Consider the following 24,506-nt stretch of genomic DNA (forward strand, 5'->3'; position numbering starts at 1 on the left):
GCGAAGCCGGGCAACGCCGGCGCGCCTATGCCCGCGAGAAGGTCCAGCGGTCGCCTTCGCTTGCGTGCGGGTCAAAGGCGTATCCGGCGCTGTCGAAGCCCTTCATTGCCTCAACCTCGTCGATACGGTGTTCGCACAGCCAGCGGGCCATCATGCCGCGTGCTTTCTTGGCGTGGAAGCTGACGAAGCGGGGGCCGTCGGGGCCGGGCTCGCGGAAGTCCACATCGATCACGCGGAGGCCGGTCAGTCTGTCGGCGACGGCGTGGAAATATTCCTGGCTGGCGAGGTTCAGCACCACGCCCGATCCCTCTTCGGCGACATCGCCCCGGACTGTCTCAGCGATCCGGTCGCCCCACCAGGCGTAGAGGCTCTTGCGGCGGGGTGCCCAGCGGGTGCCCATTTCGAGGCGATAGGGGCGCATCAGATCGAGCGGGCGAAGCAGGCCGTACAGCCCTGACAGCAGCCGGACATGATCCTGGGCGAAGGCAATGCCGGGTTCGTCAAGGGTGCGGGCTTCGAAGCCGGTGTACACATCGCCGGCAAAGGCAAAGAGCGCGGGCCGCTCGGGCTGCTCTTCGAAACCGCGAAAGCGATCGGTGTTGAGCTTCGCCAACTTGGGCGAAATGTCCATCAGCTCGGCGAGCCGCTTCTGCGTCAGGTTCGCTGCGGCTGCGGCCAGCACGCTCGCCTCGGCGGCGAAGCGCGGGGCGGTCGTGTCGAGCGGTGGAAGGGGCCGCTCATAGTCGAGCGTCTTGGCGGGGGAGAGGAGGGCGATCACCGCTGCCGGGTAGCGGGCAGGCTCGCCGCGGTCAAAGGCGACGGCCCGCTTGTTGGACATTGTGACATAATTCGGAAGCCGGTGCGCGGCAAAACCGCGATTTGGCAAGGGCGTAGCCGCCGAAACCAGCCTCTCTGTTGGATAATTATGTCACACCCTTCGGGGGGTGGCGCGCACCGGCATGGCATCCAGCCCAGCAGTTAGTCGTGCTTTCGTACCGACAAGTCGAACTTTCCTTTTCATATCCCATCAAATCAGTAGGAATAGAGTCGTTCGATGCTGAAGGGCGATAATCGCCTTTCCGCCGATCCGTTTTCACCCAGGCGAGGAGTCCGCAATGAAGCGTATCAGTTGCTTCCATCCGCCACCCGGCTGTCGAAGGACCACTCCGGCCTGATAGGCCACTAACACACTGAGAATAAAGCGTTGCGCCGCCTCCGGCGCCACGGATTCGCGCGCTCTTCAACCCGCGGCCGGTGCGGCTGCGGGAAGGCGGAGCCGTGCGCTCCGGGCCGGCGGCGACCTCTCCATGCAGTCTACCGAAATTATCCAACAAAGGGGCACGACCATAATGAATTCCGGCCATCTCGTTCGACTGACCGCGCTCTCCGGCGCCGCGACGATGGCGCTTCTCGCCCAGCCGGCGCTGGCGCAAATTGCGCCCGCCGGCCAGCAACTCGCCAGCCTCGACACCACCGCCCCCGAAGCCGCGACACCCGATGAGGCGCCGCTCCCGGAGATCCTCGTCACCGCCCGGCGCCGCAGCGAAAATGCGCAGGACGTGCCGATCGCGCTCAGTGTGGTCAGCGAGGATACGCTCAGGGTGCGCGGCGATTATACGCTCGGCGCGATCCAGCAGAGCGTGCCGAGCCTGCAGGTGTTCAGCTTCAACCCGCGCAACACCAATGTGAACATCCGCGGGCTCGGCTCGAACGTGGCGCTGACCAATGACGGGCTCGAGAATGGCGTCGGCATCTATATCGACCAGGTCTATTATGGCCGGCTCGGCCAGAGCCAGTTCGAGCTGGTCGACCTCGACCGGATCGAGGTGCTGCGCGGGCCGCAGGGCACCTTGTTCGGCAAGAACACCACCGCCGGCGCGATCAACATCAGCAGCAAGGCGCCGAGCTTCGACCTCGGCGGTTTCGGCGAGGCGACGCTTGGCGACTATGGCTTCCACCAGGTCCGCGGCTCCATCACCGGCGGGCTGATCGGCGGGCTGCTCGCTGCCCGGCTGAGCATCGGCGACACCCACCGCGACGGCTTCATCCGCAACGTGACCACTGGCCGCAAGGTGCATGATTTCGACAATTTCACCGCGCGCGGACAGCTGCTGCTGACCCCCGCTGCCGGGCTCAGCATCCGGGTGATCGGCGACTATGCCAAGCAGACCCAGAATTGCTGCATCGGCGTGCTCGCCGGCGCGATCACGACCTATGACAATGGCGCGCCGATCGTGAACAGCTTCACGGACAGGGTGACGCGCGCTGGCTATACGCCCTTGCCCTATACGCCCTTTGCCCGGCTGACCGATGCCGACGGGCATTTCCAGGCGAACATGAACAGCTGGGGCGTATCGGCCCAGGCCGACTGGGATGTCGGGCCGGTGACGGTCACCTCGGTTACCGCGTGGCGGCAATGGAACTGGCACCCGGCCAATGACGGCGATTCGATCGTGCTGCCCGAAATGCCAAAGGCGCAGCAGTCCAATTTCCAGCGCCAGTTCAGCCAGGAAGTGCGGATCGCCTCGAACGGCACGCACACCATCGATTATGTCGTCGGCGCCTATTATTTCCGGCAGATCATCAACGGCGAGGGCATTTCGCTTTACGGCCCGGCCGCGCCCAACTGGCTGTTCCCGGCGCAGAATGCCGCGGTTGCCAATGCCGCGGTCAATGGCTTCGAGGCGGATTCCACCTCCAACCCGGAGACGCACAGCTATGCGCTGTTCGGCCAGAGCGTCTGGCACATCAGCGATGCGCTGAGCCTGACCGCAGGTCTGCGCTACACGCACGAGAAAAAGGCCGGCAGCTTCACCCAGACCCAGGTGGCGGGGCCATCGCTCGCCGCGCTTTCGCCCGCGCAGCAGGCGGCGGCGCAGGGGCTTCGCAACCTGCTCAACCCCAATGTCTCGTACAGCGCGCAGACCAGCGACAACAGCCTGTCAGGCCTCGCCACGTTCAGCTGGAAGGCGGGCAGGGACGTGCTGCTCTACGCGACCTATGCCCGCGGCAATAAATCGGGCGGGCTCAATCTCTCGAACCTGCCGGCTGGGATCAGCGCTGTGGTCGCGCCCGAAAAGGTCGACAATTACGAGATCGGCCTGAAGACCCAGCTCTTCGACCGCGCCGTGACATTGAACGCAGCCGCCTTCTGGACCGACGTCGCCAATTACCAGACGGCGATCACGCAACAGATCGTCGGCACCACCAATTTCCGCAACTACATCACCAACATCCCGCTCGCGCGCTCGCGCGGCTTCGAGGCTGACGCGACCTGGTCAGTGACCAGCCGGGTCAGCCTGAATGTCTCAGGCGCCTATACCGACGCTTATTATGTCGATTATCGGGAGGGCCCGACGCCGGTCGAGGCGCTGAACCCGACCGCCGCCCAACCGGCCGGCTTCGCCTCGAGCGACCTGTCGGGCAGGCCGCTCGCCGGGGTGCCGAAATGGGCCTTTACCGGCCGCGTCGATGCGAGCCAGCCGCTTGCATTGCGTACCGAGCTTTACCTGCACGCCGATTATAGCTGGCGCTCGCCCTTCTACACAGCGGTCAGCGACAGCCGCTTCACGCTCGTGCCCTCCTACGGGGTCGGCAATGCGCGGCTCGGCGTGCGGTTCGATGACGGGCGCTACGACCTGTCGGTCTGGGCGAAGAACATCTTCGACAAACACTATTTCCAGACCCTGTCGATCGCCGCGACCGGCCTGATCACCGCCAATCTCGGTGACCCCCGCACCTTCGGCGCAACCTTCCGCGTGCGGATCTGAGGAGCTTCCTATGGCAACTCTCGCTTTCCATGATTTCCCGGCTGCAAAAGCAGAGAGAGCGGCGCCGGTATCGGACCGACCGGCCGCGCTCAGGCTGATCGGTTTCGCCTCGATGGCGGTTCCGATCGCCGGCGCCGGGCTGCCGCTCGCGCTGTTCGTGCCGCAGCTTTACGCGACGCATTTCGGCATGTCGCTCGCGACGATCGGGTTCATCTTCCTGCTCGGCCGGCTCTGGGATGTCGTTTCCGACCCGATCGTCGGGGTGCTGAGCGACCGCACCCGCAGCCGCTTCGGGCGCAGGCGGCCCTGGATAGCAGGTGGCGGCGTGCTGTTCGGGCTGGGATCGGCGCTGCTGTTCTTTCCGCCCGCGGCTTTGGTCGGGCCGCTCTATCTCGGGATCGTCCTGTTCGTCTTTTATCTGGGCTGGACGATGATCGGCGTGCCCTTCTCCGCCTGGGCGGGGGAGATCGACCGCGATTATCACGGCCGAACGCGCGTGGTGACCTATCAGCTCACGCTTCAATCGATCGGCCTGTTGCTGGTGCTGGTGCTGCCGACCCTGCTCGATCAGGTCCGGCCGGGCGATGCCGCGCTGAAGCTCCAAGTCGTCGGCGGGTTCATCCTCGCGACGCTGGTGCCTGCGCTTGTCGCCAGCCTGCTCGCCTTTCGCGAACCACCGCCGCCGGTGACGGTGAAGGCGCGGGTCGGCATCTGGCGCACGACGAAGATCGTCTTCTCCGACCGCCTGCTGCTGCGCGTGCTCGCTTCGGATGTCGCGGTGACGGCGGGGCAGAGCATCCGCGCCGGGCTGATCGTGTTCTTCGCGGTCAATTATATGCGCCTGCCGGGCTGGGCGAGCGGGCTCTATCTGCTGCAATTCGTGTTCGGCGTACTGGCCGGGCCGATCTGGCTGCGGATCGGCTATCGCCTCGGCAAGCGCCGCACCGCGATTGCCGGAGAGCTGACTCAGGCCGCGATTAATTTCGGGCTGCTGTTCGTCTTCCCCGGGATGCTCGCAGCGATGATCGCGCTCACCATCGCGCAGGGGCTGACGCAAGGGTCCGGCAACCTCATGCTGCGCGCGATGGTCGGCGATGTCGCTGACGTGCACCGGGCCGAGACCGGCCATGATCGCACCGGGCTGTTCTTCTCGGTGTTCAGCCTGTCGATGAAGCTCGGGCCTGCGCTCGGCATCGGCCTGGCCCTGCCGCTCGTCGCCTGGCTTGGCTTCAATCCCAAGGCGGCGAGCCAGCCCGAAGCGCTCGAAGCCTTGAAGTACGTCTTCGCGCTCGGTCCGGCGACTGCCCATGTCATTGCCGCATCGCTGATCTGGCGCTTCCCGCTCGACGAGGCGGCCCATGCCGACGTCGCCCGCACCCTTTCCACGCAATCCGCAACCTGAATTTACCACGAGGAGACCTGCCATGACTGCACTGATCCATCATTTCGACAATGTGACCGATGCTGAGAGCCCGCTCGATATCGTGCCCGTAGCGGGGCGGATCGGCGCCGAGATCCGCGATGTGCGGCTGGGCGGCGATCTCGACGATGACACGATCGCCGCGATCCGGGCGGCGCTGGCGCGGCACAAGGTGATCTTCTTCCGCCACCAGAACCAGCTCGACGATGAATCGCACGAAGCCTTCGCAGCGCGGCTCGGCGAGCCGATCGCGCACCCGACCGTGCCGGTCGCCGACGGATCGCGCTTCCTGCTCGAGCTGAACTCGCGCGAGGGCGAGGCGGCCTCGGCCTGGCACACCGACGTCACCTTCCTGCCGGCCTATCCTTCCGCTTCGATCCTGCGCGCGCTCGTCATTCCGCCGGCGGGGGGCGACACCCTTTGGGCGAATTGCGCGACGGCTTATTCGGATCTCTCGCCGCCGCTGAAGGCGCTGGTCGAGCGGCTGCGGGCGGTCCACACCAACGCCTATGATTATGCCGCGACGCGGCCCGAGGCATCGAACGACGAGATCAGGCGGCACCGCGAGATCTTCGCCTCGACGGTGTACGAGACCGAGCATCCGGTGGTGCATATTCATCCCGAGACTCAGGAGCGGGTGCTGCTGCTCGGCAATTTCGTGAAGTCGTTCGTGGGGATTGGACGCGACGATTTCGCGCGGATCTTCGGGTTGCTCCAGGACCAGATCACGAAGCCGGAGAACACGGTGCGCTGGCGCTGGTCGCCGGGCGACGTGGCGATCTGGGATAACCGCGCGACCCAGCACCGCGCGATCGCCGATTTCGGGAAGCAAAGGCGGTGGCTGCGGCGGGCGACGATTGCGGGCGTGGTGCCGGTTGCGGTGGATGGCGGACGGAGCCGGGTGGTGAAGCCTGAGCCTGAGTTGCTGGCGGCGGAGTAGCCACAATCAAGCCCCTCCCCTTCAGGGGAGGGGTTGGGGTGGGGGAGTCTGTCACCTCCACGACGCCACTTGAGGCACTGCCCCACCCCCAACCCCTCCCCTGAAGGGGAGGGGCTTAAAGAAGAGGTCCCGATGAAACCCACCATTATCCTCTCAGCAGCAATCGTCGCGATGGCGCCGTTGTTGCTGACTCACCCGGGCAGCCCGCTTCCAGCCGCGCTCGAAGAGCCCGCCGCGCCAAAGCCCAATATCCTGATCATCGTCGCCGACGATCTCGGCTATTCGGATGTCGGCGCGTTCGGGGGTGAGATCCGCACCCCGAACCTCGATGCGCTCGCCGCGCGGGGGCTCAGGCTTACCGGCTTCCACGCGGCGCCGACCTGCTCGCCGACGCGGTCGATGCTGCTCAGCGGTACCGACAATCATCTCGCCGGTCTCGGCAATATGGCCGAGATGCTTGCGCCCAATCAGAAAGGTCAGCGCGGATACGAGGGCTATCTGCCCGGCGATATCGTGACGCTCGCCGATCGGCTGCATGATCTTGGCTATGCCACGCTGATGGCGGGCAAATGGCATCTCGGCACGCGGCCAGAGGATACGCCGGCACGCCACGGGTTCGACCAGAGCTTCGATCTCGCCCAGGGTGGCGGCAATCATTATGGGCTCGATATCTCCAAAGCGCCGGGCGGCGCGGTTGGTAAGGGGGGCACGACCTATTGGGAGAATGGCGCGCAGTTGAAGACGCTGCCGGCCAATTTCTATTCGTCCGACACCTATGCCTCCAAGCTGATCGAGTTTCTCGGCAAGGCCGACAAGTCCAAGCCCTTCTTCGCTTATCTGACCTTCACCGCGCCGCATTGGCCGCTCCAGGCGCCCGAAGAGGATGTGGCGCGCTATCGCGGGAAATATGACGCCGGCTTCGAGGCGCTGCGCGAGCAGAGACTGGCGCGGATGAAGCAGCTCGGGCTGATCCCGGCCAATGTGTCGCCGCACCCGCTCGAGCTGAAAAAGGGCGCTGACTGGGCGAGTCTGACCCCCGAGCAAAAGCGCGAGCAGTCGCGCGCGATGGAGGTCTATGCGGCGATGGTCGACCGGATGGATCAGAATGTCGGCCGCGTGATCGCTCAGCTCAAGGCGAGCGGGCAGTATGATAACACGATCATCCTGTTCACCGCCGACAATGGCGCCGAGGGACTGGATGTCGCGCATGCCGAAATCCCGGGGATGACCGAGCGTGTGAAGGCGGCCGATAATCGTTTCGACAATATCGGCCGGCCCACATCCTATGTGGGTTACGGCCCGGGCTGGGCACAGGCGGCGACCGCGCCGTCCTGGCTCTACAAGGGCTATACGACCGAGGGCGGCACCCGCGTTGCCGCCTTCATCGACTGGCCGAACGGTGCGCGGACCGGCGTCTCCAACGTCTATGGCACCGTGATGGATGTGGTGCCGACGCTCGTCGAGGCGGCGGGCGGAGACTGGCGCGGCGCGACCTATGCCGGTCGCGCGGTGCAGCCGGTGCGCGGGGTGAGCTGGCTGCCCTTTCTGCTTGGCGCCAGTGAGCGCATCCATGCGCCTGACGAGCAAATCGGCAGCGAATTGTTCGGGCGGCGGGCAATCCGGCAGGGCGACTGGAAAGCCGTCAATCTCGGCGATGGCTGGAAGCTGTTCGATGTCGCCCATGATCCCGGCGAGACCAATGACCTTGCTAAGCGCGAGCCCAAAAGGGCGGCAACGCTCGCCGCTGCCTGGGACGCCTACGGCAAGCAGGTCGGCGTCGTGATGGCTTCGACGCCCGCCACCTACCCCTGAACTTCAAGGAGCAGACCCATGGCAACCATCCTCCGGCGCACGGTCGCGACCGATGATCCGCTCGTTCCCGTGATTTCCGGCCTTCGCGAGGCGCGGGAGGACTGGCGTGACGGCCATCAGCGCCACGCCGCCGCCGGCACCGCGCGCTTTCCGTCGAGCGTTGCGCTGAGCTTCATGCTCGAGCATCTCGAGGCGGCGCTCTATCCGCAGCGGCTCGGCCATTATGAGGGGACCGGCGAGGATGTCTTCGTCCGGCTGCGGCTCGATCAGGCGCTGGCGATCCTTAGCGACGAGGTCGCGCGCGAGCTGCGCTATTGGGAAGCCGAAGCCGGCGACAGCTTCGATGCCGACCATGGGCCGACCATCGTCCGGCTGTTCGCGGCGGCGCTGCCCGCGATCCGGCGGCTGATCGACAGCGATGTCGCCGCCGCCTTTCAGGGCGATCCGGCCGCGCGAAGCGTCGACGAGATATTGATCTGCTATCCGTGCGCGCTCGCGATCACCTATCACCGCTTCGCGCACCAGCTTTACGCGCTCGGCGCGCCGCTCGTGGCGCGGGTGATCTCCGAGATCGCCAATGGCCGGACGGGGATCGATATCCATCCCGGCGCGACGATCGGCCCGGGCTTCTTCATCGACCATGGCACTGGCGTGGTGATCGGCGAGACGACAATCATCGGCGCACGGGTGCGGCTCTATCAGCATGTGACGCTCGGCGCGCGGCGGCTGCCGCCCGAGCATGGCCACGGCGTTCGCGAGCGGTTCGCGCGGCATCCGATCGTCGAGGACGATGTCGTGATCTATGCCGGCGCGACGATCCTGGGCCGGGTCAGGATCGGCCGCGGCGCGACGGTGGGCGGGAATGTCTGGGTGACTGAGGATGTGCCCGCGGGCGGTCTCGTCATGCAGCCGCCGGCGTTGCAATTCGCAGCGGCTGCAGCGCCGGCGCTGTTTCGGGACGGGTGAGCTTGGCGGACGGTCCCGTCACCCGCGCGCATCCGGATTGAAACCGCTGGCATCGGCAGCATTGTAAAAGGTGCGAACGAGATCGCGTTCGGTGGCGTCGAGATGAGGGTTCCACACGTCGAAGATCAGGATGATGCGCGGCGAGTCACTGTCGTTCCAGGCTTCGTGTTCGATCGTATCGTCGAACGCAAAGGCCTCGCCCTCACGCCATTCGCGCGTTTCGCCGCCGACCCGGAAGCCGCAGCCGGGCGGCACGACCAATGGCAGATGCACGATCGCGCGCGTGTTGCTCACCCCGGTATGCGGTGGGATGCGGGTGTGCGGCTTGAGGATCGAGAAAAAGGCCGTCGGTGCCCGGTGTGGGAAATCCGCAAGCGGCAACAGGTCGAGCGCGGCCGCGGTGGCCGGGCAGGTTCGGCAGCCTTCCATCCGCTCGCCATATTTCCACAGATAATAGGCGCTCCAGTCAGTCGACCGATCAAGCGCGGTCCATTTGTTCGGCGGCGTGCCCGGCATCTGCTCGACATAGGGGGTGAGGCTGTGCTGTGAGTCGCTGAGCAGCCTCTCAACCTCGGCGCGGATCCGAGGGGCGTGCGCCTCGAGCGTTGCGAGCCAGGGGAAATGCTCGCGATCGAAAAATTCGTCGGCGGGCAGGAAGGGGTAGTGAAGCCCCTCGCAGATATTGTGGTGGATCGTCCGGCGCCCGAGTGCGGCGTCGAGACAGGCATCGAAGCGGCGTTTGGCGCGGCCATGCGTTGCCACCCGGGCTGCGGCGAGTTGTTCTTCGACCACATCGGCGAAGCGCCGCATATGGCGATCGACAAAGCCGCGTGCGCTCGCCAGCACGGCTTCGAGCTCGGCGCTACGGCTCGGCAGATGGGCAGCGAGCGTCAGCACCGAGGACCAGCGCGCCGAGGCCTGGGCGTCCTCGCCGAGGCGCTGGTGGAGCTCGGCGAGGCGGATCAGCGCCATGAAATCGGTCTGATCGATCCGCAGTGCGCCGAGGAGGCTTTCGCGTTCGCCCTCCGCGTCGCCTGCTCCGCGCTGGGCCTTGGCGAGATTCATCCATAACGGAATTGCGTGAGGGTCGGCGGCGACGGCTCTCGCGAGCAGGGCCTGCGCCGTGGCGAAATCTCCCGCCTCCATCGCCTTGATGCCGAGGGAATTCAGTGCGGCCGGATTGGCGGCCTGCGGGTTCTGCGATTTGGCATCAACGACACGCCCCGTGCTGCGAGCGTCGATTGCGACGTCCGTGCCCGCTGATATGCTTTTCATCCTGCCCATCCCCTGTGAGGCTCGCGGACCGCGACATGATGTTTTCCAGCGATGTCGCCGCGATCGCTCGCGATCCGCACTGGCTGCCGCATCGCTATGACCCGCAGTTCGATGCGGTCCATTTCGTGAAGCTGAGCCGGCACGATCACCGCGCTGCGACGTTCCTGATCGATGCGGAGCTGCCGGCGGATGCCGCCGCGCTCGTGCTGGAGCGCGGGCCGAGCCTGGCGGCAGCGCGGAGTACCGCCGCGCCCCTGCATTTCGTCTTTCATTCGGCTTATTGCTGCTCGACCCTGCTTGCCCGTGCGCTCGACCAGCCGGGCGTGTCGATGGCGTTGAAGGAGCCGGTCATCCTCAACGACATTGTCGGCTGGCGGAGGCGTGGCGGCGAGCCGGCGCGCGTCGTAGAGATGCTGGACAGCGCGATGACCTTGCTCGCCCAGCCCTTTTCGCCGGGGGAGGCGGTGGTGGTGAAGCCCTCCAACATCGTCAACGGCATGGCGCGCGCCGTGCTCGGGATGCGGCCGGACACCAACGCGCTGCTGCTCCACGCGCCGCTGCGCGTCTATCTCGCCTCGATCGCGAAGAAGGGGATGTGGGGCCGATTGTGGGTTCGCGAGTTCTTCGTCGCCCTGCTGCAGGACGGGATGGTCGATCTCGGCTTCGACGAGGCGCAATATCTCGGCCAGACCGATCTCCAGATCGCCGCCGCCGGCTGGCTTGCCCAGCATCATCTGTTTGCTTTGCTGGTACGCGAATTCGGGCCGGAGCGGGTGCGGGTGCTCGACAGCGAGACGCTGATGGCGCGGCCGGCGCCGGCGATGCGTGCGCTTGCCGATCTGTTCGGGCTGAACCTGAATGGCCCGATGATCGAGGATATCGTCGCGGGACCGGCTTTCTCGCGGCATTCGAAGTTCGACAAGGCGTTCAGCGCTGATGCCCGGATCGGGGAGCAGCGGGCGTCCGAAGCACTGCATGCCGAGGAGATCGAAAAGGTCGTCGTCTGGGCCGAGAAGGTCGCCGAGAGTCGCGGCATTTCGCTGGAACTCGAGGCGCCGTTGCTGGTTTGAGGCAGCGACCGGATTCATGCATTGCTGGGGCGCCTTCTTCCCCTCTCCTTTTAGGAGAGGGGCAAGCTGCGCAGCAGCGCGGGGTGAGGTTGAGCGCGAGACGCTCATATTCTGGTCACCCTCACCCTTCCCGTGCTTCGCACGGGCCCCTTCCCTCTCCCGCTGGGAGAGGGAGAAACAGAAAGGGCGGCGCCGGAGCGCCACCCTTTCCGATATCGAGCCCGATCGGACATCGGGCTTCGTCCTAGAATTTCAGCCTGCCGCTTACCCCGAAGCGGCGCCCGAGGGCGTCATAGGTGGAGGGGTAGGTGTTGCCGCTGTTGAAGGCAGTCGCACCGATATCGTTGCCGACGATCGGCGGCTTGCGGTTGAGCACATTGTCCACCGTGATGGTGAGGGTGAAGTGCTCGCCGACCTGGAAGCGCGTCGCCAGATCGAAATAATCCGCTGCCTTGATGTGCCGGAACTGCGGATCGAAGACGCAGGCGCCCGGATCGGCGCCCGTCGGGCTTGGGCAATTGACCGGATCGCCGAGCGCGGTCTGGATCTGGTCGGCCAGCGCGGCTGGCTCGAAATCGACTGCGTCGATATGGCGCCATAGCAGCGAAAGGTCGATCTTCCCGAAGCTCAGCGTGGTGCGCTGGGTCCACTGGAATTTCGGCTGGATCGAGCCGGTGAAGCTGCAATTGACGCTGTAATAGCCGACGCATTCGCGATTGACCGATGTCGGCGTTGCCTGGAACTTCGATTCCAGCGTGTAATTGCCCTGGAAGTTCAGGCTCAGTTTCGCAAAGCCGAGATCGCGGCGATAATTGAGCGCGACATCGATGCCGCTGGTTTGCAGCGTGCCCAGATTGGAGAGGACAGCGAACAGGCCGGGCGTGGTGGCGACATCGCCATCGAGCCCGCCGGTGCCGGGGTCTCGCCGGATCGAGGTACAGGCAGGGCTGGTTGCGGCGCTCGCCGGGGGTGCTGTCGTGTTCGATCCGAAACAGGCGAAGATCACGTCACCCGGCGTGGGCGTCGTGATCGCGCCGTTGACCTTGATATGGTAGTAATCGACCGATGCCGAGAAGCCCGAGAGCAGGTGCGGCGAGAGAACCGCGCCGAACGTGTAGCTGTCCGCCCGTTCCGGCTTGACGTTCAGGTTGCCGCCCGTAGTCGCGTTGGGCTGGCCCGCGGCAGGGTTCTGGATGTTGCCGATGGTGAAGGCCGGTGCGCCCTGAGCCAGGCAGACCGCGCGCAGATTGGCGTTGTTGAGCGGGGCGGAACCAGCGCAGGGATCGTTGCCGAGATTGGTCAGCGATGTGTTCAGCGGTGCGAACAGCTCCCCGATATTGGGCGCGCGGACCGCGTGGGAGAAATTGCCTCTGAACTTCACGCCGTCGACCGGCTCCCATGAAGCACCCGCTTTCCAGGTGGTGGTGCTGTAGGTCGGCTTGGAGGGTGCCTGGACCTGGTAATGCGATTGGCGGATGCCGCCCTCGAAGGTCAGGCTCTTGAAGAAGGGTTTGTCCTGGACCAGCGGGGCGACGAGTTCGCCGAACCCTTCATAGACGCTGTAGCCGCCCTTGAACGGCAGGATGGCAGCGCCGCTGCCGCCGAGATCGCCCGGATCCTGCGCGACGAGATCGGCATTCTGCTCGCCCGTGTAGCGGCGATATTCGCCACCGAGCGCGAAGCTGATCGGATCGCTCGCAAACGGGCTGGCGACGCCGACATCGCCCGAGATCTGGCCGTGTGCCTGACCGAGGGTGGTGCGGACGTCAGTCGTGCTCTGGACGTTGAGGAAAGCGGCTTGCGCTGGGGTGATGCTGCCTGGAGGCCCGAAGAAATTGACCGGCACGCAGGTGGTGAGCGTGCCGGGCAGGCAGCTGGTGGTATTGGTGGCGAGCAGCGACTGCCGCGCGCGCTGCACTGAGGTGTAGCCGGTCAGGACCTGATAATTTTCGCTTTCGCCGTACGAACCCCACAGATCCCATTTCAGGGTGCTGGTGAGCGAGCCGCGGACGCCGAAGCGGTAATCGAAGAAGGTGGTCTGGAAGTCGCTGGTGCGGTTGCCGACCTCGAGCGTGCGGCGGCGCAGATTGGTGGTGAAAGTGCGGTAATTCGGATCGGACGGGCTCGTCGCGAGCGCCGCGGCGCTGCACTGTGCCGGCGTGAGCGTCTGGACGCCAGGTGCGTTCGCATCGAAATCATTGTTTGCGCAGAAGGTCGCGCGCGCACCGGCCGGAAGATAGGGATTGCTGACCGGGATGGTCACCGACTGGTTGAACACGCCCGATGCGGCGGCGATGGTCGACACATGGTTCTTCGAGAACATGCCGCGGCCATAGACCTCGATCCCGTCGCTGACCTCGTAATGCGCGGCGCCGTAGATGTTGAACCGTTTGAACGGCGTCTGGAAGATATTGAACGGATTGAAGTTGAAGGTCGCGAAGGCGGGGACGAGGTTGCCCGAGGCGTCGATCTGGGGCTGGCCGAGGCCGGGTACGCTGAACGCCGATGGCGTCGCGGTCGGCGAGCCGCCGCCGGCTTCGACTTGCAAGGATTCCAGGGCGTTCTCGGAATAGGCGCGTTGCCCGCCTTGATAGACCGGGTCAGCGTGCTGATAGCCGATGCTGAACACTGCGTTGCCGCGGCCATCGTCGAAATTGGCGCCGAACGTCGCGTCGGCACGGTAGGTGTGCCCGTCGCCGAGTCCGGTGATCTGGTTGTCGACTGTCAGCTCGACGCCGGAGAAATCGCGCCTTGTGATGAAGTTGATGACGCCGGTGATTGCGTCCGCGCCATAGGTCGTGCTGGCGGCGCCGGTCAGGGCGTCGACGCGGTCGATCAGTGCGAGCGGGATATTGTTGAGATCGACGCGGCCTGCGAGGCCGGCGATGCTGCCGGGCGTGCCGGCCGGCGTGATCCTGACGCCGTCGAGCAGGACGATGTTGCGGTTGGAGCCAAGGCCGCGAAGATCGACGAAGGACGCGCCGTTGTTGCCGTTGTTCACGGCCGAGCCGAGGTTGGGAACCACGCCGGGAAGATCGCGGATGACTTCCTCCGCGACATTCGATTGGCGCAGCTGGATTTCGTCCGAGCCGACGAAAATGACCGGTGTTGAGCGCTCGAGATTGGGATTGCTGATCAGCGAGCCCGTCACGACGATGTCGGGTGCCTGCGCGCCCTCCTGCGTGTCGGTCGATACTGGCGTCTGCGCTGTCGCTTGAGCTGCGTCCTGCGCGAAAGCGGGCGCGCTCAGGGCGAGCAAGAGGCTGGTGGCCGACGCGCCGGCGAAGAGCCGGCTGCGATGGATGTGCAAGATCCTGGTCATATGGGCGGTCCTTGTTCTTCGGCTCGCACGCATGGTGCCGAGCCCCCTATTTGCCGGACGCCGTCGGCGCAGGCCGGGGCGTTCCATGCTTTCAGGCTGGAAGTTAAACAGGCTCAAGTAAATGCCATTATGAATGAAGCATATACGGCGAAAAGGCTCTGTTGTAGTTTTGATACAAGGCCAATTTACGATGATGTGAAGTGAATGTAAGCTAATCTACCATTGCAGTTTGGAGTAGCAATTTGCATAGCAGGGCATGTGGTATGGATATCGCACCGAACGTCGAGAGGTTTGGTTGAAGATTACAATTTCATGCGTGGGTTGGACATCGCCAGCCTTGCGGAGAGCTCTTTCGATCTGCCCAACCTTGCCGTTTCCTTACCGCGCGCGCCGTTGAACGACATGGAAGCGCCGACGAACGGCACGCGGTGTCGTTCACAGGCTGTGTTATGTCGCCGGCACACCGTTCGTCGTTCGGCTTAGGAGGGAGACGGCCCGCTGCTTTGGGCTTGGGTCGCGGCGGTGCCGGACTAGCCTCGCCATCATGAACGCGAACAGCCTTTCCAGCTTCACGGGTGCCACGCCGAACGGAAGCGTCGCGACTGGTGATCTGCGGACTCTGGTCAGCCGGCGCAGCATTCTCGGCGCCGCGCGCACGTTGCTGCAAGGGGAGGGCTATCGGACGTTCAGCATGGAAGCTGTTGCGAGCCTGGCAGGTGTGACACGGCGGACCGTGTACAACCTCTTCCCTGACCGCGACGCGCTGTACCGCGCCTCCCGCGCCGACCTGCTGCGCGAATTCGAGCCTCTGCTCCTGCGCGAGGTGGCGTCGCTGGGGCGGTTGCGGGACGATCTGGAAGCGTTTGGCCGGGATGCGCTCGCTGCGCTCGCTATGGATGCGCACCGGGAATTGCTCGGCTCGGTCCGGCGAGACGCCGGTATGGCGTGGCTGGCCGATTTCTATCGCGAGCGTGTCGAACAGCCCCTGTGCCGCGCGCTCGAAGAAGTGCTGATGCGCTATCCCGGTGGAGATGACGCGGCTGCGCGGGCCTACCACGCGGCGGGCGGTGTCGCGCTGCTCCGCGCGGCCGTCGGCGAGGGTGCGGCGCCGGTGGCTCTGGCTGCGCGTGAATTCGCCTGGATCATGGCGGCGCGGCTCGGCGTGTCCGATGACGGTGCTTTCCAGCAGTCGAGGGTTACGGAATCCGCCCCTGAGCCCGTGGCCGGGCTCGCAGACACGGAGCGCCGCCCGATGATCCGGCGCGGTGCGGTGACGATCACTTTCGATCCGGTCGATGTTCGCTGGAACGGCATCCGTGTCCCGCTGTCGCCGCTTGAAGGTCAGTTGTTCGCGCTGGTGGCGCGGCGCGGGCGGGTGTCCTGGGCCGAAATCGACTGCGTGCTCGACGCTCGCCATGCGCGCGCCAATACCCGCGAGGTGCTGCTGTTTCGCCTTCGCCGCAAATTCGCCGATATCGGTGCCGGCGACCCGCTGGAGACGGTGCGCGGCTGGGGACTGCGCTTCCGCGTCGAGCCGGACACGCGGGGCTCGCGCACCTTGTGGATCGGCGTCAGCGAGGCCGAAGACGCTCCGGGTTGATCGAGTTGTGTGCTCTCCGGAAGGAGAGGACGAATATTGCGGATTCACGATGCTGCGCCACGAACGGCACGGCCCGCACCACCAGTGACCCGCGCGCGCCGTTTACCGCAGCTTAGCGTGCGCGCTAGGGTGCGCCATGCAAGCTGACTCCGATCCGGCCACAAAGCCATGGGCGATCCGTCGCGGTACAGGCGGGTTCATCGTGCTGTTCTGGGCGACCCAGTTCTCTCTGCTCACCGTCCAGAGCATCATGATGATGCCGGAAGACAGCAACCTGCCTTATATCCTTCCGCGGCTGTGTGTGACCTTGCTCGGCATCATCCTGTCGTTCGGCATCGCGGCGATCAGCCAGCGCTTCAAGGGCCGGCCGATCCGGGTGCGGATCCTGCTCGCCTTCGGGCTGGCGGCGCTCGGCGCCATGCTCCACGCGACCGGCAACTTCACGATCTTCAACCACTTCATGCCACAGGCGAACGCCGACAAATTCAGCGTCTTCAGCTATATGGTCGCGAGCGTCCAATGGTTCTGGGCCTATCTCGCGCTGTCCTCGCTGTTGCTTGCCTTCTGGTACGCGCTCGAATCCGCCGAGCGTGAACGCCGCATCGCTCAGCTTCGCGGCATCGCCGACGCGGCGCAGCTTCGCGCGCTCCGCTATCAGCTCAACCCGCATTTCATGTTCAACACGCTTAACTCGATCGCTGCCCTGATCGCGCGGCGCGAGGTCGAGCCGGCCGAACTGATGGTCGAGAATCTCGCCGATTTCCTTCGCGCGTGCCTATCGCTCGATCCGCAGGCGGACATCCCGCTCGACCGCGAGATAGAGCTCCAGGCGCTCTATCTCGCAATCGAAGCAGTGCGTTTCGCTGACCGGCTCGAGGTGCGGATCGATATTCCCGACGAAGCCCGCAGCGCACTGGTGCCGAGCCTCGTGCTCCAGCCGCTGATCGAGAATGTCGTGAAACATTCGGTCTCGACCAGCACGACCCCGGTCACGCTCGATATCTCCGCTCGGATCGAAGGCGAGCGATTGCATGTCTGCGTCCGCAACGGTGCGGGCGACGGGCCGGGGCAGGGAGCGCGTGGCACCGGCGTCGGGCTCAACAATGTCGCCGAGCGGCTGCGGGCGCGGTTCGGAGAGGACTGCGCGTTCCGGGCCGAGCCGCAGCCGGGTGGCGGCTTCGCGGTCAGCTTCGCGGTCCCCTGGTCTACGGGCACCGCGTCATGATCCGGGCAATCCTCTGCGATGACGAGATGCTCGCGCTCGAGCGGCTGGCGGATATGATCCACCGGATCGACGGCATCGAGATCGTCGGCACTGCGGGCAATGGTGTCGCGGCGCTCGATATGGTCGCCGAGGAGCAGCCCGATCTCATCTTCCTCGATATCGAGATGCCGGCGCTTGACGGATTCGACGTGGTCGAGGAGCTCAATCGGCGTGGTGGGGCGGCGCCGCTGATCGTCTTCGTCACTGCCTATCCTCAATTCGCGGCGCACGCCTTCGATACCGGCGCGATCGATTTCCTCACCAAACCAGTCCGGCTCGGGCGGCTCGAAACCGCGATCGAGCGAGCCCGCGCCGCGATCGAGAGCCGGGATGCGCGAGCGCGGCTCGGTGATCTCGCGCTGCAGCTCCAGGCATTGCGCGACGAGCGCGGAAGCGATTTTCGCGCGGGCAATTATCTCTGGGTGCAACGGCGCGGCGAGACGGTGCGGGTCGATCTCGACCTGGTCGACTGGATCCAGGCCGAGGGTGAATATGTCCGGCTTCATGTCGACGCCGCGAGCTATCTCCACCGCGAGCCGCTGAGCGCGATCCTGCAGCGGCTCGATGTCCGGCGTTTCGTACGCATCCACCGTTCGCATATCGTCAATCGCGACCGCATCGTTGCGGTGCGGCGGCGCGCGACGGGCGGCTACAAGATCGTCATCAGCGGCGAGCGCGAGCTTCCGGTCGGGCGCAGCTATCGCAGCCTGGTGAACATCGTCATCGCCGAGCGCGACCCCGGGGTTTGACCCGCGCGGCGAGCCGGCAGGCGCCGGTCCCGAGATTCTCCGAAAATAGCGCGTTCAAAGGCATCCGGGACCAATGGAGCCGGGCGCGCGTTCAATCGTTGTTCAGCGCGCATGTCGCACTCGAGAGGGGAACCGCCGCCGCTTGTACGCGGTGCGGCGCATGGGTAGAGGGACGCGGCAAATTCAGCGGCCGCACCGCAAGATGGAGATTCCGGCATGAAGATGATTTCGAAGGTCGCGCTCGCCGCGGCATTGGTGACTGGCATAGGCAGCACGGCGTTCGTCGCGCCGGCCTATGCCAAGAAGGACAAGCCCGCGGCGCCCGCTGGCGACAGCTTTAACCTGTCGAAGGAATTCCGCGTTCCGGCGGTCGCTGCGCAGACTGCGATCGACGCCAAGGATTTCACCACCGCCGCGACCCAGCTTGCCGCCGCCGACGCGCTGGCCAAGAATGATGACGAGCGTTACATCGCAGCGACCCTGCGCTTCAAGATGATCGCCGGGCAACCGCAGACTGCGGCGACCACGGCAGCGATGGCCGGCCCGATCGATTCGCTGCTCGCCAATCCACGCTCGCCCAAGGCTGATCTGGCGCGCTATCATTATATTCGCGGCGACATTTATTATAACCTTCAGCAATATCCCCAGGCGCTGCAGCATTACACCCAGGCGCGCGACGGCGGCCTGCAGGACGATGAGCTGACCTATCAGCTCGTTCGCACGAACATGGAGAGCGGCAACGTCGCTGCCGGTGCCAAAGCGCTCGAAGGGCTGGTCGCGTCGCAGATCGCGGCTGGCAAGAAGCCGCCGGAAAACTGGTATCGTTATGCGATTTCGCGTCTGTACAAGGCGAACGACACGGCCGGGACCGAGGCTTGGACCGCCCGCTGGCTGGCTGCCTACGGCACCAAGGCGAACTGGCACGACGCAATCTACACCTTCGGCTTTCAGGGCCCCGGCGTAAAGCGCCTTACTGACCGGGACCGGGTCGATCTTTATCGCCTGATGAGCGTCACCCACAGCCTTGCGGGGCAGCGCGACTATATCGATTATGCCCAGGCCTCGATCCAGATCGGTCTGCCGACCGAGGGAAAATCGGTGATCGAGGAAGGTCGCACCGTCTCCGCGATCCCCGCCACCAACAAGACCGCGACCGACCTGCTTGCCCAGGCGAACACCGATATCGCGGGCGACAAGTCCTTCGCGGTCCAGGAAAAGACCGCCGCCGCTGCGCCCAAGGGCGATGCCGCCTCGCAGACCGGCGACGCGTATCTGGGCGCACGTAACTATGCCAAGGCAATCGCGATGTATGATCTCGCGCTGACCAAAGGTGTGGCCAACGCCGATATCGTCCATCTCCATCGCGGGATCGCTTACGCGATGTCGGGCGACAAGGAGAAGGCACGGGCCGATTTCGCCCCGATCACCTCGGTGCCGCAGGTCGAGATCGCCAAACTGTGGATCGTGTGGCTGGACTCGCCGGCCGTTACGAGCTGAGTTCAAACCGCCATGGATCAGGAAAGGGCGGCAGCGATGCCGCCCTTTTTTCTGCGCCCCCTAAGCCGCCCGCACTGGAATCCCCGGCAACGCCTTGGCGGTGCGAATCGTCAGCGAGGTCTTCACGCTCGCGACATTGGGCGCCGGCGTCAGATGCGTCGTCAGGATTTCCTGGAAGCTTTTCAGGTCGGTCGCGACGATCTTCAGGATAAAATCGATCTCGCCATTGAGCATATGGCATTCGCGGATTTCGGGAATCTGCGCGACATGGTCTTCGAAAGCGGCAAGATCATGCTCGGCCTGGCTGCGCAGGCTTACCATTGCGAACACAGTGATCGGGTAGCCAAGTGTCGCGGCGTCGAGCTCGGCATGATAGCCGCGAATCGCGCCGCCCTCCTCAAGGGAGCGCACCCGGCGCAGGCACGGAGGGGCGGTGAGGCCGACCCGTTCGGCGAGATCGACGTTCGTCATTCGGCCGTCTTCCTGTAGCAGTCCCAAAATCTGACGGTCGATAGAATCAAAAGCCATTGCGCAATGCTCCCCCGGGCGCGAATTTTCAGTCGGGCTGCCGTGCTTCAACATAAGATAATTGCTGGCGAACGCAATTGTCCCACATTGCTACGTGTCAAAATCTCTTGTTTCCGTGGCGAGCTCAGCCAGTTAAGAAATCGTTACGGCGCGGCTATCGCGACCTGCCCGGGGGGCCAACTCAATTGCGCTTCGATGACAGTCTCGAAACGGTTCTCTCGGCAGATATGTCGACCCCTTTCGGCGCCCAATCGACATGGCGGCAGCTGGTCGATCTGATCGGCCGCGGCCGGGTTCCGCCGAGCGCGGATGCGATCGAGAAGCTGAGGACGATCCGCGGGCACGTGCCGATGCCAGTCCGCGCCGCCAGCGCGCGCGGCGCGGCGATGGCTGATCCGCCCGCTGCGCTCGTCCAGCTTTTCGCTGAGGACGAGCTGAGTATTGCTGCGCCGGTCGTGCGCATGGCGCGGCTGCGTACGCAGGAATGGATCGACATGCTGCCGGCGATGTCGCCCTCGACTCGATCGATCCTGCGCCATCGCCGCGATCTGCCGCCTGCGGTTTCGCGCGCGCTGGAAAGCTTTGGCAGTGTCGATTTCGTGTTGCCGGCGGCGAGAGCTGCTCCGGTCGTCGAGGAGGTCGCTCCTGCTCCTGAGTTCGCCTACGCCGACGGAGTCGAATCGGTGCCCGATGCCGCACGGGTGGAAACGGGGGCGCTCTTTGCCAGCACGGCCGGTACCGGTATCGACTGGACTGAGGATGCCGGCCCGAGCGTCGAAGAGGCGGATGTCGCCGTGGCGCCTGTGCCGGCAATCGAATCAGTCGTCCACGAGTCTGACATATTCGCGCCAGTCGCGCTGTCTCCCGAAACCTCGGTCGAGCACGCGGAATCGGGCTTCGTTTCGATCGCCAGCGTAGCGCTCGCCTTGCCAGTCGTCGCGGAGGCGCTGCGCCACGGCGATGCTGAAGCGGCCACGCCTGGTGACGCGGAACCCGTTATAGACGCGCCCATTGCCGATGAAGTCGCCATCCAGGATGGACCCGCGCAGGCGCAGGAAACTGCCATCGCGGCCGAACCTACCGAGCCAATCATCGCACCTGAGCCATTGCCGACCGCTGAAATCGCCATCCTGCGCCCACCGCCCGCTGAAGCGGCAAGCGGCGTGTTCCAGATCGCCGAACTGGTCGCGCGGATCGATGCCTATCAGCGCCAGCGCGAGGAATCGCCCGCACCACCGATCGACTCACTCGAAATCCAGCCCGAGCTGTTCGAGTTCGACCAGGCTCAGGCGCGCAGCTTCCGTTTCGAGACGGACGCGAGTGGCATGGTGCGCTGGATCGAGGGCGCAGCACGGGCGCCGCTGATCGGGCTCTCGCTCGATCTCGCAGCGACGCGAGGCGGCTCGCGGGTGGATGGTGTCGCGGCCGGGGCGTTCCGCAGGCGGGCCGGCTTCGCCAATGCCCGGCTCGTGGTCGATGGCAATTCCGATGCGGCGGGGCACTGGCGGATCACGGGCGTTCCGGTGTTCGATCGCGAGACCGGGCGCTTCACCGGCTATCGCGGCACCGCCCGGCGCCCGCGCCCCGACGAATCCGCCGAGCCGGTGCGGGATGGCCGCAACCCAGCCTCGGACGCGCTACGTCAGCTCGTGCACGAACTGCGCACCCCGACAAATGCGATCGCCGGCTTTGCCGAGATGATCGAATCGCAGATTCTCGGCCCAGTGCCGCAGGCCTATCGCGCGCACGCCGCGGCGATCCGGGCGCAGGCCGGCGACCTGCTGATCGCGATCGACGATATCGACATGGCGACACGGATCGAATCCAACGCGCTCGATCTGCGTGCGACCGAAGTGCCGGTGGCGCCGCTGCTCGAGCGGATCGCTGACGACCTCAAGCCGCTTGCCCGGCTGCGTGGCACCAATATCGACCTCTTCACAGGCGATGCGGATCTCGCGATCGACGGCGATGATCGCGCGGTCGAGCGGTTGATCGCGCGCCTGATGGCGACGCTCGTCGCCTCGGGCAGCCCGGGCGAACGGATCGGCATTTCGGCGACCAGCGACGTCGATGGGATGGTCGCGATCATGTTCGATCGCCCGCGCTCGCTCGACGCTTATGCGGGCGATGCGCTTCTCTCGATCGACGCCGAGACCGAATCCGATCGCGAGGGTGCACCGCTGCTCGGCACCGGCTTCGCCCTGCGGCTTGCGCGGAACCTGGCGGCCGAGCTGCGCGGCACGCTCACCATCGGCGACAATGCCTTGACTTTGCGGCTGCCGGCCGCCGTTATCGAGCCTGTGGAGCAGGTTTTTTCCAGCTGATCGTGGCCGTGTCCACATCATCCGTCCCCGCGGTGCCGGGCTACCGCGTTCCGCCGCCTGCCGCCGCCGATCTGATCGCCTGGCCCGAGAGCTTCGGCACGCGCTTCACCATCCTGGTCGATACCGAGGAGGAGTTCGACTGGAACGCGCCGCTCGAGCGCGACAACCATAGCGTCTCGGCCATCGCTGCGCTGCCCGAGGCACACCGCCGCTTCGCCGATCGTGGCGTGCCGCTCACCTATATGGTCGATTATCCGATCGCGACCGACCCACAGGCCGTCGACATTTTGCGGGGTGTGACGGCTGACGGCGTTTCGGCGATCGGGACTCAGCTCCATCCCTGGGTCAATCCGCCGTTCGACGAGGCATTGACGCAGGCCAACAGCTTTGCCGGCAATCTGCCCCCGAACCTGGAAGCGGCGAAGATCGATGTGCTGACCGAGACGATCACCCGCAGCTTCGGCACAGCGCCGCGCGCCTTTCGGGCCGGACGGTACGGCATCGGCCCAGCGACGCTCGGCCTGCTTGCCGCGCGTGGCTATCGGCTCGATAGTTCGGTCAGGCCCGGTTACGAGTATCTTACCGAGGGCGGCCCCGATTTCGGCGCGATCGGCGCCCACGCCTATCGCGCGGGCCCCGGCGGCGTGATCATCGAACTGCCGCTGACCACGGTCTTCACCGGCCTTGCCCGTCGCGGCGGCGTCGGCCTGTACCGGGCACTGGGCCGTGTCCCGAAGGGGAAGGGCGTGTTCGCCCGCGCGCATCTGCTGTCGCGCGTAGCGCTCACGCCGGAGGAAATGCCGCTGGCGGAGGTGCTGGAGGCGATCGCGGTGGCGGTGGGGGAGGGGCTGCGGCTGCTCAACTTCTCCTTCCACTCGCCCTCGGTCGCGCCCGGCCACACCCCTTATGTGCGCGACGCGGCGGATCTGGCGGCGTTCCATCATTGGTGGGACCGGGTGCTCGGCGATCTCGAACGGCGCGATGTTGCCCCCGCGTCGCTCGATGCGATCATCGCGGCGGGGTCGGGCGGCTAACTTCCCTCACCTGGACGCGGATGAATTCGGATCGAGTCCACCTACTCCCTGAACAACATCACCGAAACACGATGCTCGCAGCTCTGGCGTGGCGGTGCGTCGGGCGGCGTCGCCGGATCATCGACGGCAGTGTGGAAGCAGGCGCGATACTCCTGCGGTTCTTCATCTCGCATCAGCTGGAACAGTTTGAAGACGAGCACTTCGTTCGGCGTCATGTCGGGATAATAAAACCAGCGCTGGCCGGGATTGTAGCGTAGCGAGACGTGATCGGTGACAGCACCGCCCGGCGCTATTCCCTCAAGCGCGGTCGGCACGAGATCGCTAGGGTCGACGCTGGTCGGATCGCACAGGGCGAGCGGCATATGTTTGAGCGGCTCGGGCATGGTGATGCGCCAGAAATCGAGCATGACGAAACCTTCGACATCGTCTTGCTCGAACCTCGTGCGCCACCCGGCGCCAGCCTCGGTTCCGCCATAAGCCGCTACACTTCGCTGGAATTCGTCGGCAGTGGTCCCGTAATCCTGATGAACGCCGGTGCCATATTGCGGGATATCAGTACCGGCGCCGCGCCGAAGGACGTTGGGCGGCTGCATGATGGCGATCTTGCGCTCGGGATAGAGGTGGGTGCGGATCAATGTCTCGACCTCGGGAATGTAGGTCGCGCCGACATCAGCCGCATCGCCCCAATCGGTGACGCCGGTCGGGGCATCCAGCAGCACGAAGCCGTGGCGGTCGAAGAATTCGCGCTCGGACGCGGCCGCCGCCTGGACAGGACGGGCATCGACGATTTGCGTGGGTGGGTTGGCAACCCGCCTAACGGCCGGATTCGCGCCAGCACCCCTCATGAACCGGGTCAGATTGATCCGCTCGCCCACCACATAGTCGGAGGGAAACTGGCCATTGAGCCGTGTTTCGATCATTTGCCTCTCCCGCGA

The 24,506-nt window shown here is 65.3% G+C and carries 17 protein-coding genes; 12 read left to right on the top strand and 5 right to left on the bottom strand.

Annotated features, from left to right (window positions below):
• Positions 1–25: 25 nt before the first annotated feature.
• On the bottom strand, positions 26–778 hold the full coding sequence (yaaA, locus tag AC1DVS_RS07300) for a peroxide stress protein YaaA (RefSeq protein ID WP_478022105.1): 753 nt from the start codon (positions 776–778) through the stop codon (positions 26–28).
• 571 nt (positions 779–1,349) lie between these two features.
• On the opposite strand from yaaA, the gene AC1DVS_RS07305 reads away from it, so the two are divergent.
• The 5 genes from AC1DVS_RS07305 (at position 1,350) to epsC (ending at position 8,908) form a co-directional block, all read left to right on the top strand.
• Positions 1,350–3,770 (top strand): TonB-dependent receptor, encoded by a 2,421-nt coding sequence (locus AC1DVS_RS07305; RefSeq protein WP_478021667.1) that lies wholly within the window; start codon positions 1,350–1,352, stop codon positions 3,768–3,770.
• Between the two features lie 10 nt (positions 3,771–3,780).
• Positions 3,781–5,172: an MFS transporter gene (locus tag AC1DVS_RS07310; RefSeq protein WP_478021669.1), complete on the top strand. Its 1,392-nt coding sequence runs from the start codon at positions 3,781–3,783 to the stop codon at positions 5,170–5,172.
• 22 nt (positions 5,173–5,194) lie between these two features.
• Positions 5,195–6,130, top strand: coding sequence for a TauD/TfdA dioxygenase family protein (locus AC1DVS_RS07315; protein WP_478021671.1), 936 nt, complete (start codon positions 5,195–5,197; stop codon positions 6,128–6,130).
• A 171-nt stretch (positions 6,131–6,301) separates the two neighbouring features.
• Positions 6,302–7,942: an arylsulfatase gene (locus AC1DVS_RS07320; RefSeq protein ID WP_478022107.1), complete on the top strand. Its 1,641-nt coding sequence runs from the start codon at positions 6,302–6,304 to the stop codon at positions 7,940–7,942.
• Positions 7,943–7,960: 18 nt separating this feature from the next.
• Positions 7,961–8,908 carry a serine O-acetyltransferase EpsC gene (gene epsC, locus AC1DVS_RS07325; protein ID WP_478021673.1) on the top strand — a complete coding sequence of 316 codons (948 nt, stop codon included), beginning with the start codon at positions 7,961–7,963 and terminating at the stop codon, positions 8,906–8,908.
• Between the two features lie 18 nt (positions 8,909–8,926).
• On the opposite strand, the gene AC1DVS_RS07330 is transcribed toward epsC, so the two are convergent.
• Positions 8,927–10,183 (bottom strand): aspartyl/asparaginyl beta-hydroxylase domain-containing protein, encoded by a 1,257-nt coding sequence (locus tag AC1DVS_RS07330; RefSeq protein ID WP_478021675.1) that lies wholly within the window; start codon positions 10,181–10,183, stop codon positions 8,927–8,929.
• A 35-nt stretch (positions 10,184–10,218) separates the two neighbouring features.
• On the opposite strand from AC1DVS_RS07330, the gene AC1DVS_RS07335 reads away from it, so the two are divergent.
• Entirely contained in the window at positions 10,219–11,253 is a 1,035-nt protein-coding gene (locus AC1DVS_RS07335) for a hypothetical protein (protein ID WP_478021677.1), read from the top strand.
• Between the two features lie 244 nt (positions 11,254–11,497).
• Here the strand turns inward: AC1DVS_RS07335 and AC1DVS_RS07340 are convergent, their stop codons facing one another.
• Complete coding sequence (locus AC1DVS_RS07340) at positions 11,498–14,575, bottom strand: TonB-dependent receptor domain-containing protein (RefSeq protein WP_478021679.1); 3,078 nt, start codon at positions 14,573–14,575, stop codon at positions 11,498–11,500.
• Positions 14,576–15,119: 544 nt separating this feature from the next.
• On the opposite strand from AC1DVS_RS07340, the gene AC1DVS_RS07345 reads away from it, so the two are divergent.
• The 4 genes from AC1DVS_RS07345 (at position 15,120) to AC1DVS_RS07360 (ending at position 19,685) form a co-directional block, all read left to right on the top strand.
• Complete coding sequence (locus AC1DVS_RS07345; protein WP_478021681.1) at positions 15,120–16,175, top strand: TetR family transcriptional regulator; 1,056 nt, start codon at positions 15,120–15,122, stop codon at positions 16,173–16,175.
• 136 nt (positions 16,176–16,311) lie between these two features.
• Positions 16,312–17,400 (top strand): sensor histidine kinase, encoded by a 1,089-nt coding sequence (locus AC1DVS_RS07350; RefSeq protein WP_478021682.1) that lies wholly within the window; start codon positions 16,312–16,314, stop codon positions 17,398–17,400.
• Positions 17,397–18,188, top strand: coding sequence for a LytR/AlgR family response regulator transcription factor (locus tag AC1DVS_RS07355; protein WP_478021684.1), 792 nt, complete (start codon positions 17,397–17,399; stop codon positions 18,186–18,188). The genes AC1DVS_RS07350 and AC1DVS_RS07355 overlap by 4 nt, the downstream gene beginning before the upstream one ends.
• A gap of 216 nt (positions 18,189–18,404) precedes the next feature.
• Entirely contained in the window at positions 18,405–19,685 is a 1,281-nt protein-coding gene (locus tag AC1DVS_RS07360; RefSeq protein ID WP_478021686.1) for a tetratricopeptide repeat protein, read from the top strand.
• 60 nt (positions 19,686–19,745) lie between these two features.
• Here the strand turns inward: AC1DVS_RS07360 and AC1DVS_RS07365 are convergent, their stop codons facing one another.
• Positions 19,746–20,213, bottom strand: coding sequence for an Lrp/AsnC family transcriptional regulator (locus AC1DVS_RS07365; protein WP_478021688.1), 468 nt, complete (start codon positions 20,211–20,213; stop codon positions 19,746–19,748).
• A 227-nt stretch (positions 20,214–20,440) separates the two neighbouring features.
• Here AC1DVS_RS07365 and AC1DVS_RS07370 point away from each other — a divergent pair, with 227 nt between their 5' ends.
• Together AC1DVS_RS07370 and AC1DVS_RS07375 are read left to right on the top strand one after the other, a co-directional pair.
• Positions 20,441–22,537: a sensor histidine kinase gene (locus tag AC1DVS_RS07370; RefSeq protein ID WP_478021690.1), complete on the top strand. Its 2,097-nt coding sequence runs from the start codon at positions 20,441–20,443 to the stop codon at positions 22,535–22,537.
• A 2-nt stretch (positions 22,538–22,539) separates the two neighbouring features.
• Positions 22,540–23,571: a polysaccharide deacetylase family protein gene (locus tag AC1DVS_RS07375; RefSeq protein WP_478021691.1), complete on the top strand. Its 1,032-nt coding sequence runs from the start codon at positions 22,540–22,542 to the stop codon at positions 23,569–23,571.
• A 41-nt stretch (positions 23,572–23,612) separates the two neighbouring features.
• Here the strand turns inward: AC1DVS_RS07375 and AC1DVS_RS07380 are convergent, their stop codons facing one another.
• The gene (locus AC1DVS_RS07380; protein WP_478021693.1) at positions 23,613–24,491 is read right to left on the bottom strand and encodes a CmcJ/NvfI family oxidoreductase; all 879 of its coding nucleotides are present in this window, start codon (positions 24,489–24,491) and stop codon (positions 23,613–23,615) included.
• Positions 24,492–24,506: the final 15 nt, after the last annotated feature.

Source organism: Sphingomonas sp. P3_C5, assembly GCF_056402635.1.

Excerpts from the sequence above, each read along its gene's own strand:
- AC1DVS_RS07320 (WP_478022107.1), top strand. The coding sequence starts at position 6,302 with ATGGCGCCGTTGTTGCTGACTCACCCGGGCAGCCCGCTTCCAGCCGCG.
- AC1DVS_RS07365 (WP_478021688.1), bottom strand. The coding sequence starts at position 20,213 with ATGGCTTTTGATTCTATCGACCGTCAGATTTTGGGACTGCTACAGGAA.
- AC1DVS_RS07360 (WP_478021686.1), top strand. The coding sequence starts at position 18,405 with ATGAAGATGATTTCGAAGGTCGCGCTCGCCGCGGCATTGGTGACTGGC.
- AC1DVS_RS07330 (WP_478021675.1), bottom strand. The coding sequence starts at position 10,183 with ATGAAAAGCATATCAGCGGGCACGGACGTCGCAATCGACGCTCGCAGC.
- epsC (WP_478021673.1), top strand. The coding sequence starts at position 7,961 with ATGGCAACCATCCTCCGGCGCACGGTCGCGACCGATGATCCGCTCGTT.
- AC1DVS_RS07345 (WP_478021681.1), top strand. The coding sequence starts at position 15,120 with ATGAACGCGAACAGCCTTTCCAGCTTCACGGGTGCCACGCCGAACGGA.
- AC1DVS_RS07335 (WP_478021677.1), top strand. The coding sequence starts at position 10,219 with ATGATGTTTTCCAGCGATGTCGCCGCGATCGCTCGCGATCCGCACTGG.
- AC1DVS_RS07355 (WP_478021684.1), top strand. The coding sequence starts at position 17,397 with ATGATCCGGGCAATCCTCTGCGATGACGAGATGCTCGCGCTCGAGCGG.
- AC1DVS_RS07305 (WP_478021667.1), top strand. The coding sequence starts at position 1,350 with ATGAATTCCGGCCATCTCGTTCGACTGACCGCGCTCTCCGGCGCCGCG.
- AC1DVS_RS07340 (WP_478021679.1), bottom strand. The coding sequence starts at position 14,575 with ATGACCAGGATCTTGCACATCCATCGCAGCCGGCTCTTCGCCGGCGCG.
- AC1DVS_RS07370 (WP_478021690.1), top strand. The coding sequence starts at position 20,441 with ATGTCGACCCCTTTCGGCGCCCAATCGACATGGCGGCAGCTGGTCGAT.
- AC1DVS_RS07315 (WP_478021671.1), top strand. The coding sequence starts at position 5,195 with ATGACTGCACTGATCCATCATTTCGACAATGTGACCGATGCTGAGAGC.
- AC1DVS_RS07310 (WP_478021669.1), top strand. The coding sequence starts at position 3,781 with ATGGCAACTCTCGCTTTCCATGATTTCCCGGCTGCAAAAGCAGAGAGA.
- AC1DVS_RS07380 (WP_478021693.1), bottom strand. The coding sequence starts at position 24,491 with ATGATCGAAACACGGCTCAATGGCCAGTTTCCCTCCGACTATGTGGTG.
- AC1DVS_RS07350 (WP_478021682.1), top strand. The coding sequence starts at position 16,312 with ATGCAAGCTGACTCCGATCCGGCCACAAAGCCATGGGCGATCCGTCGC.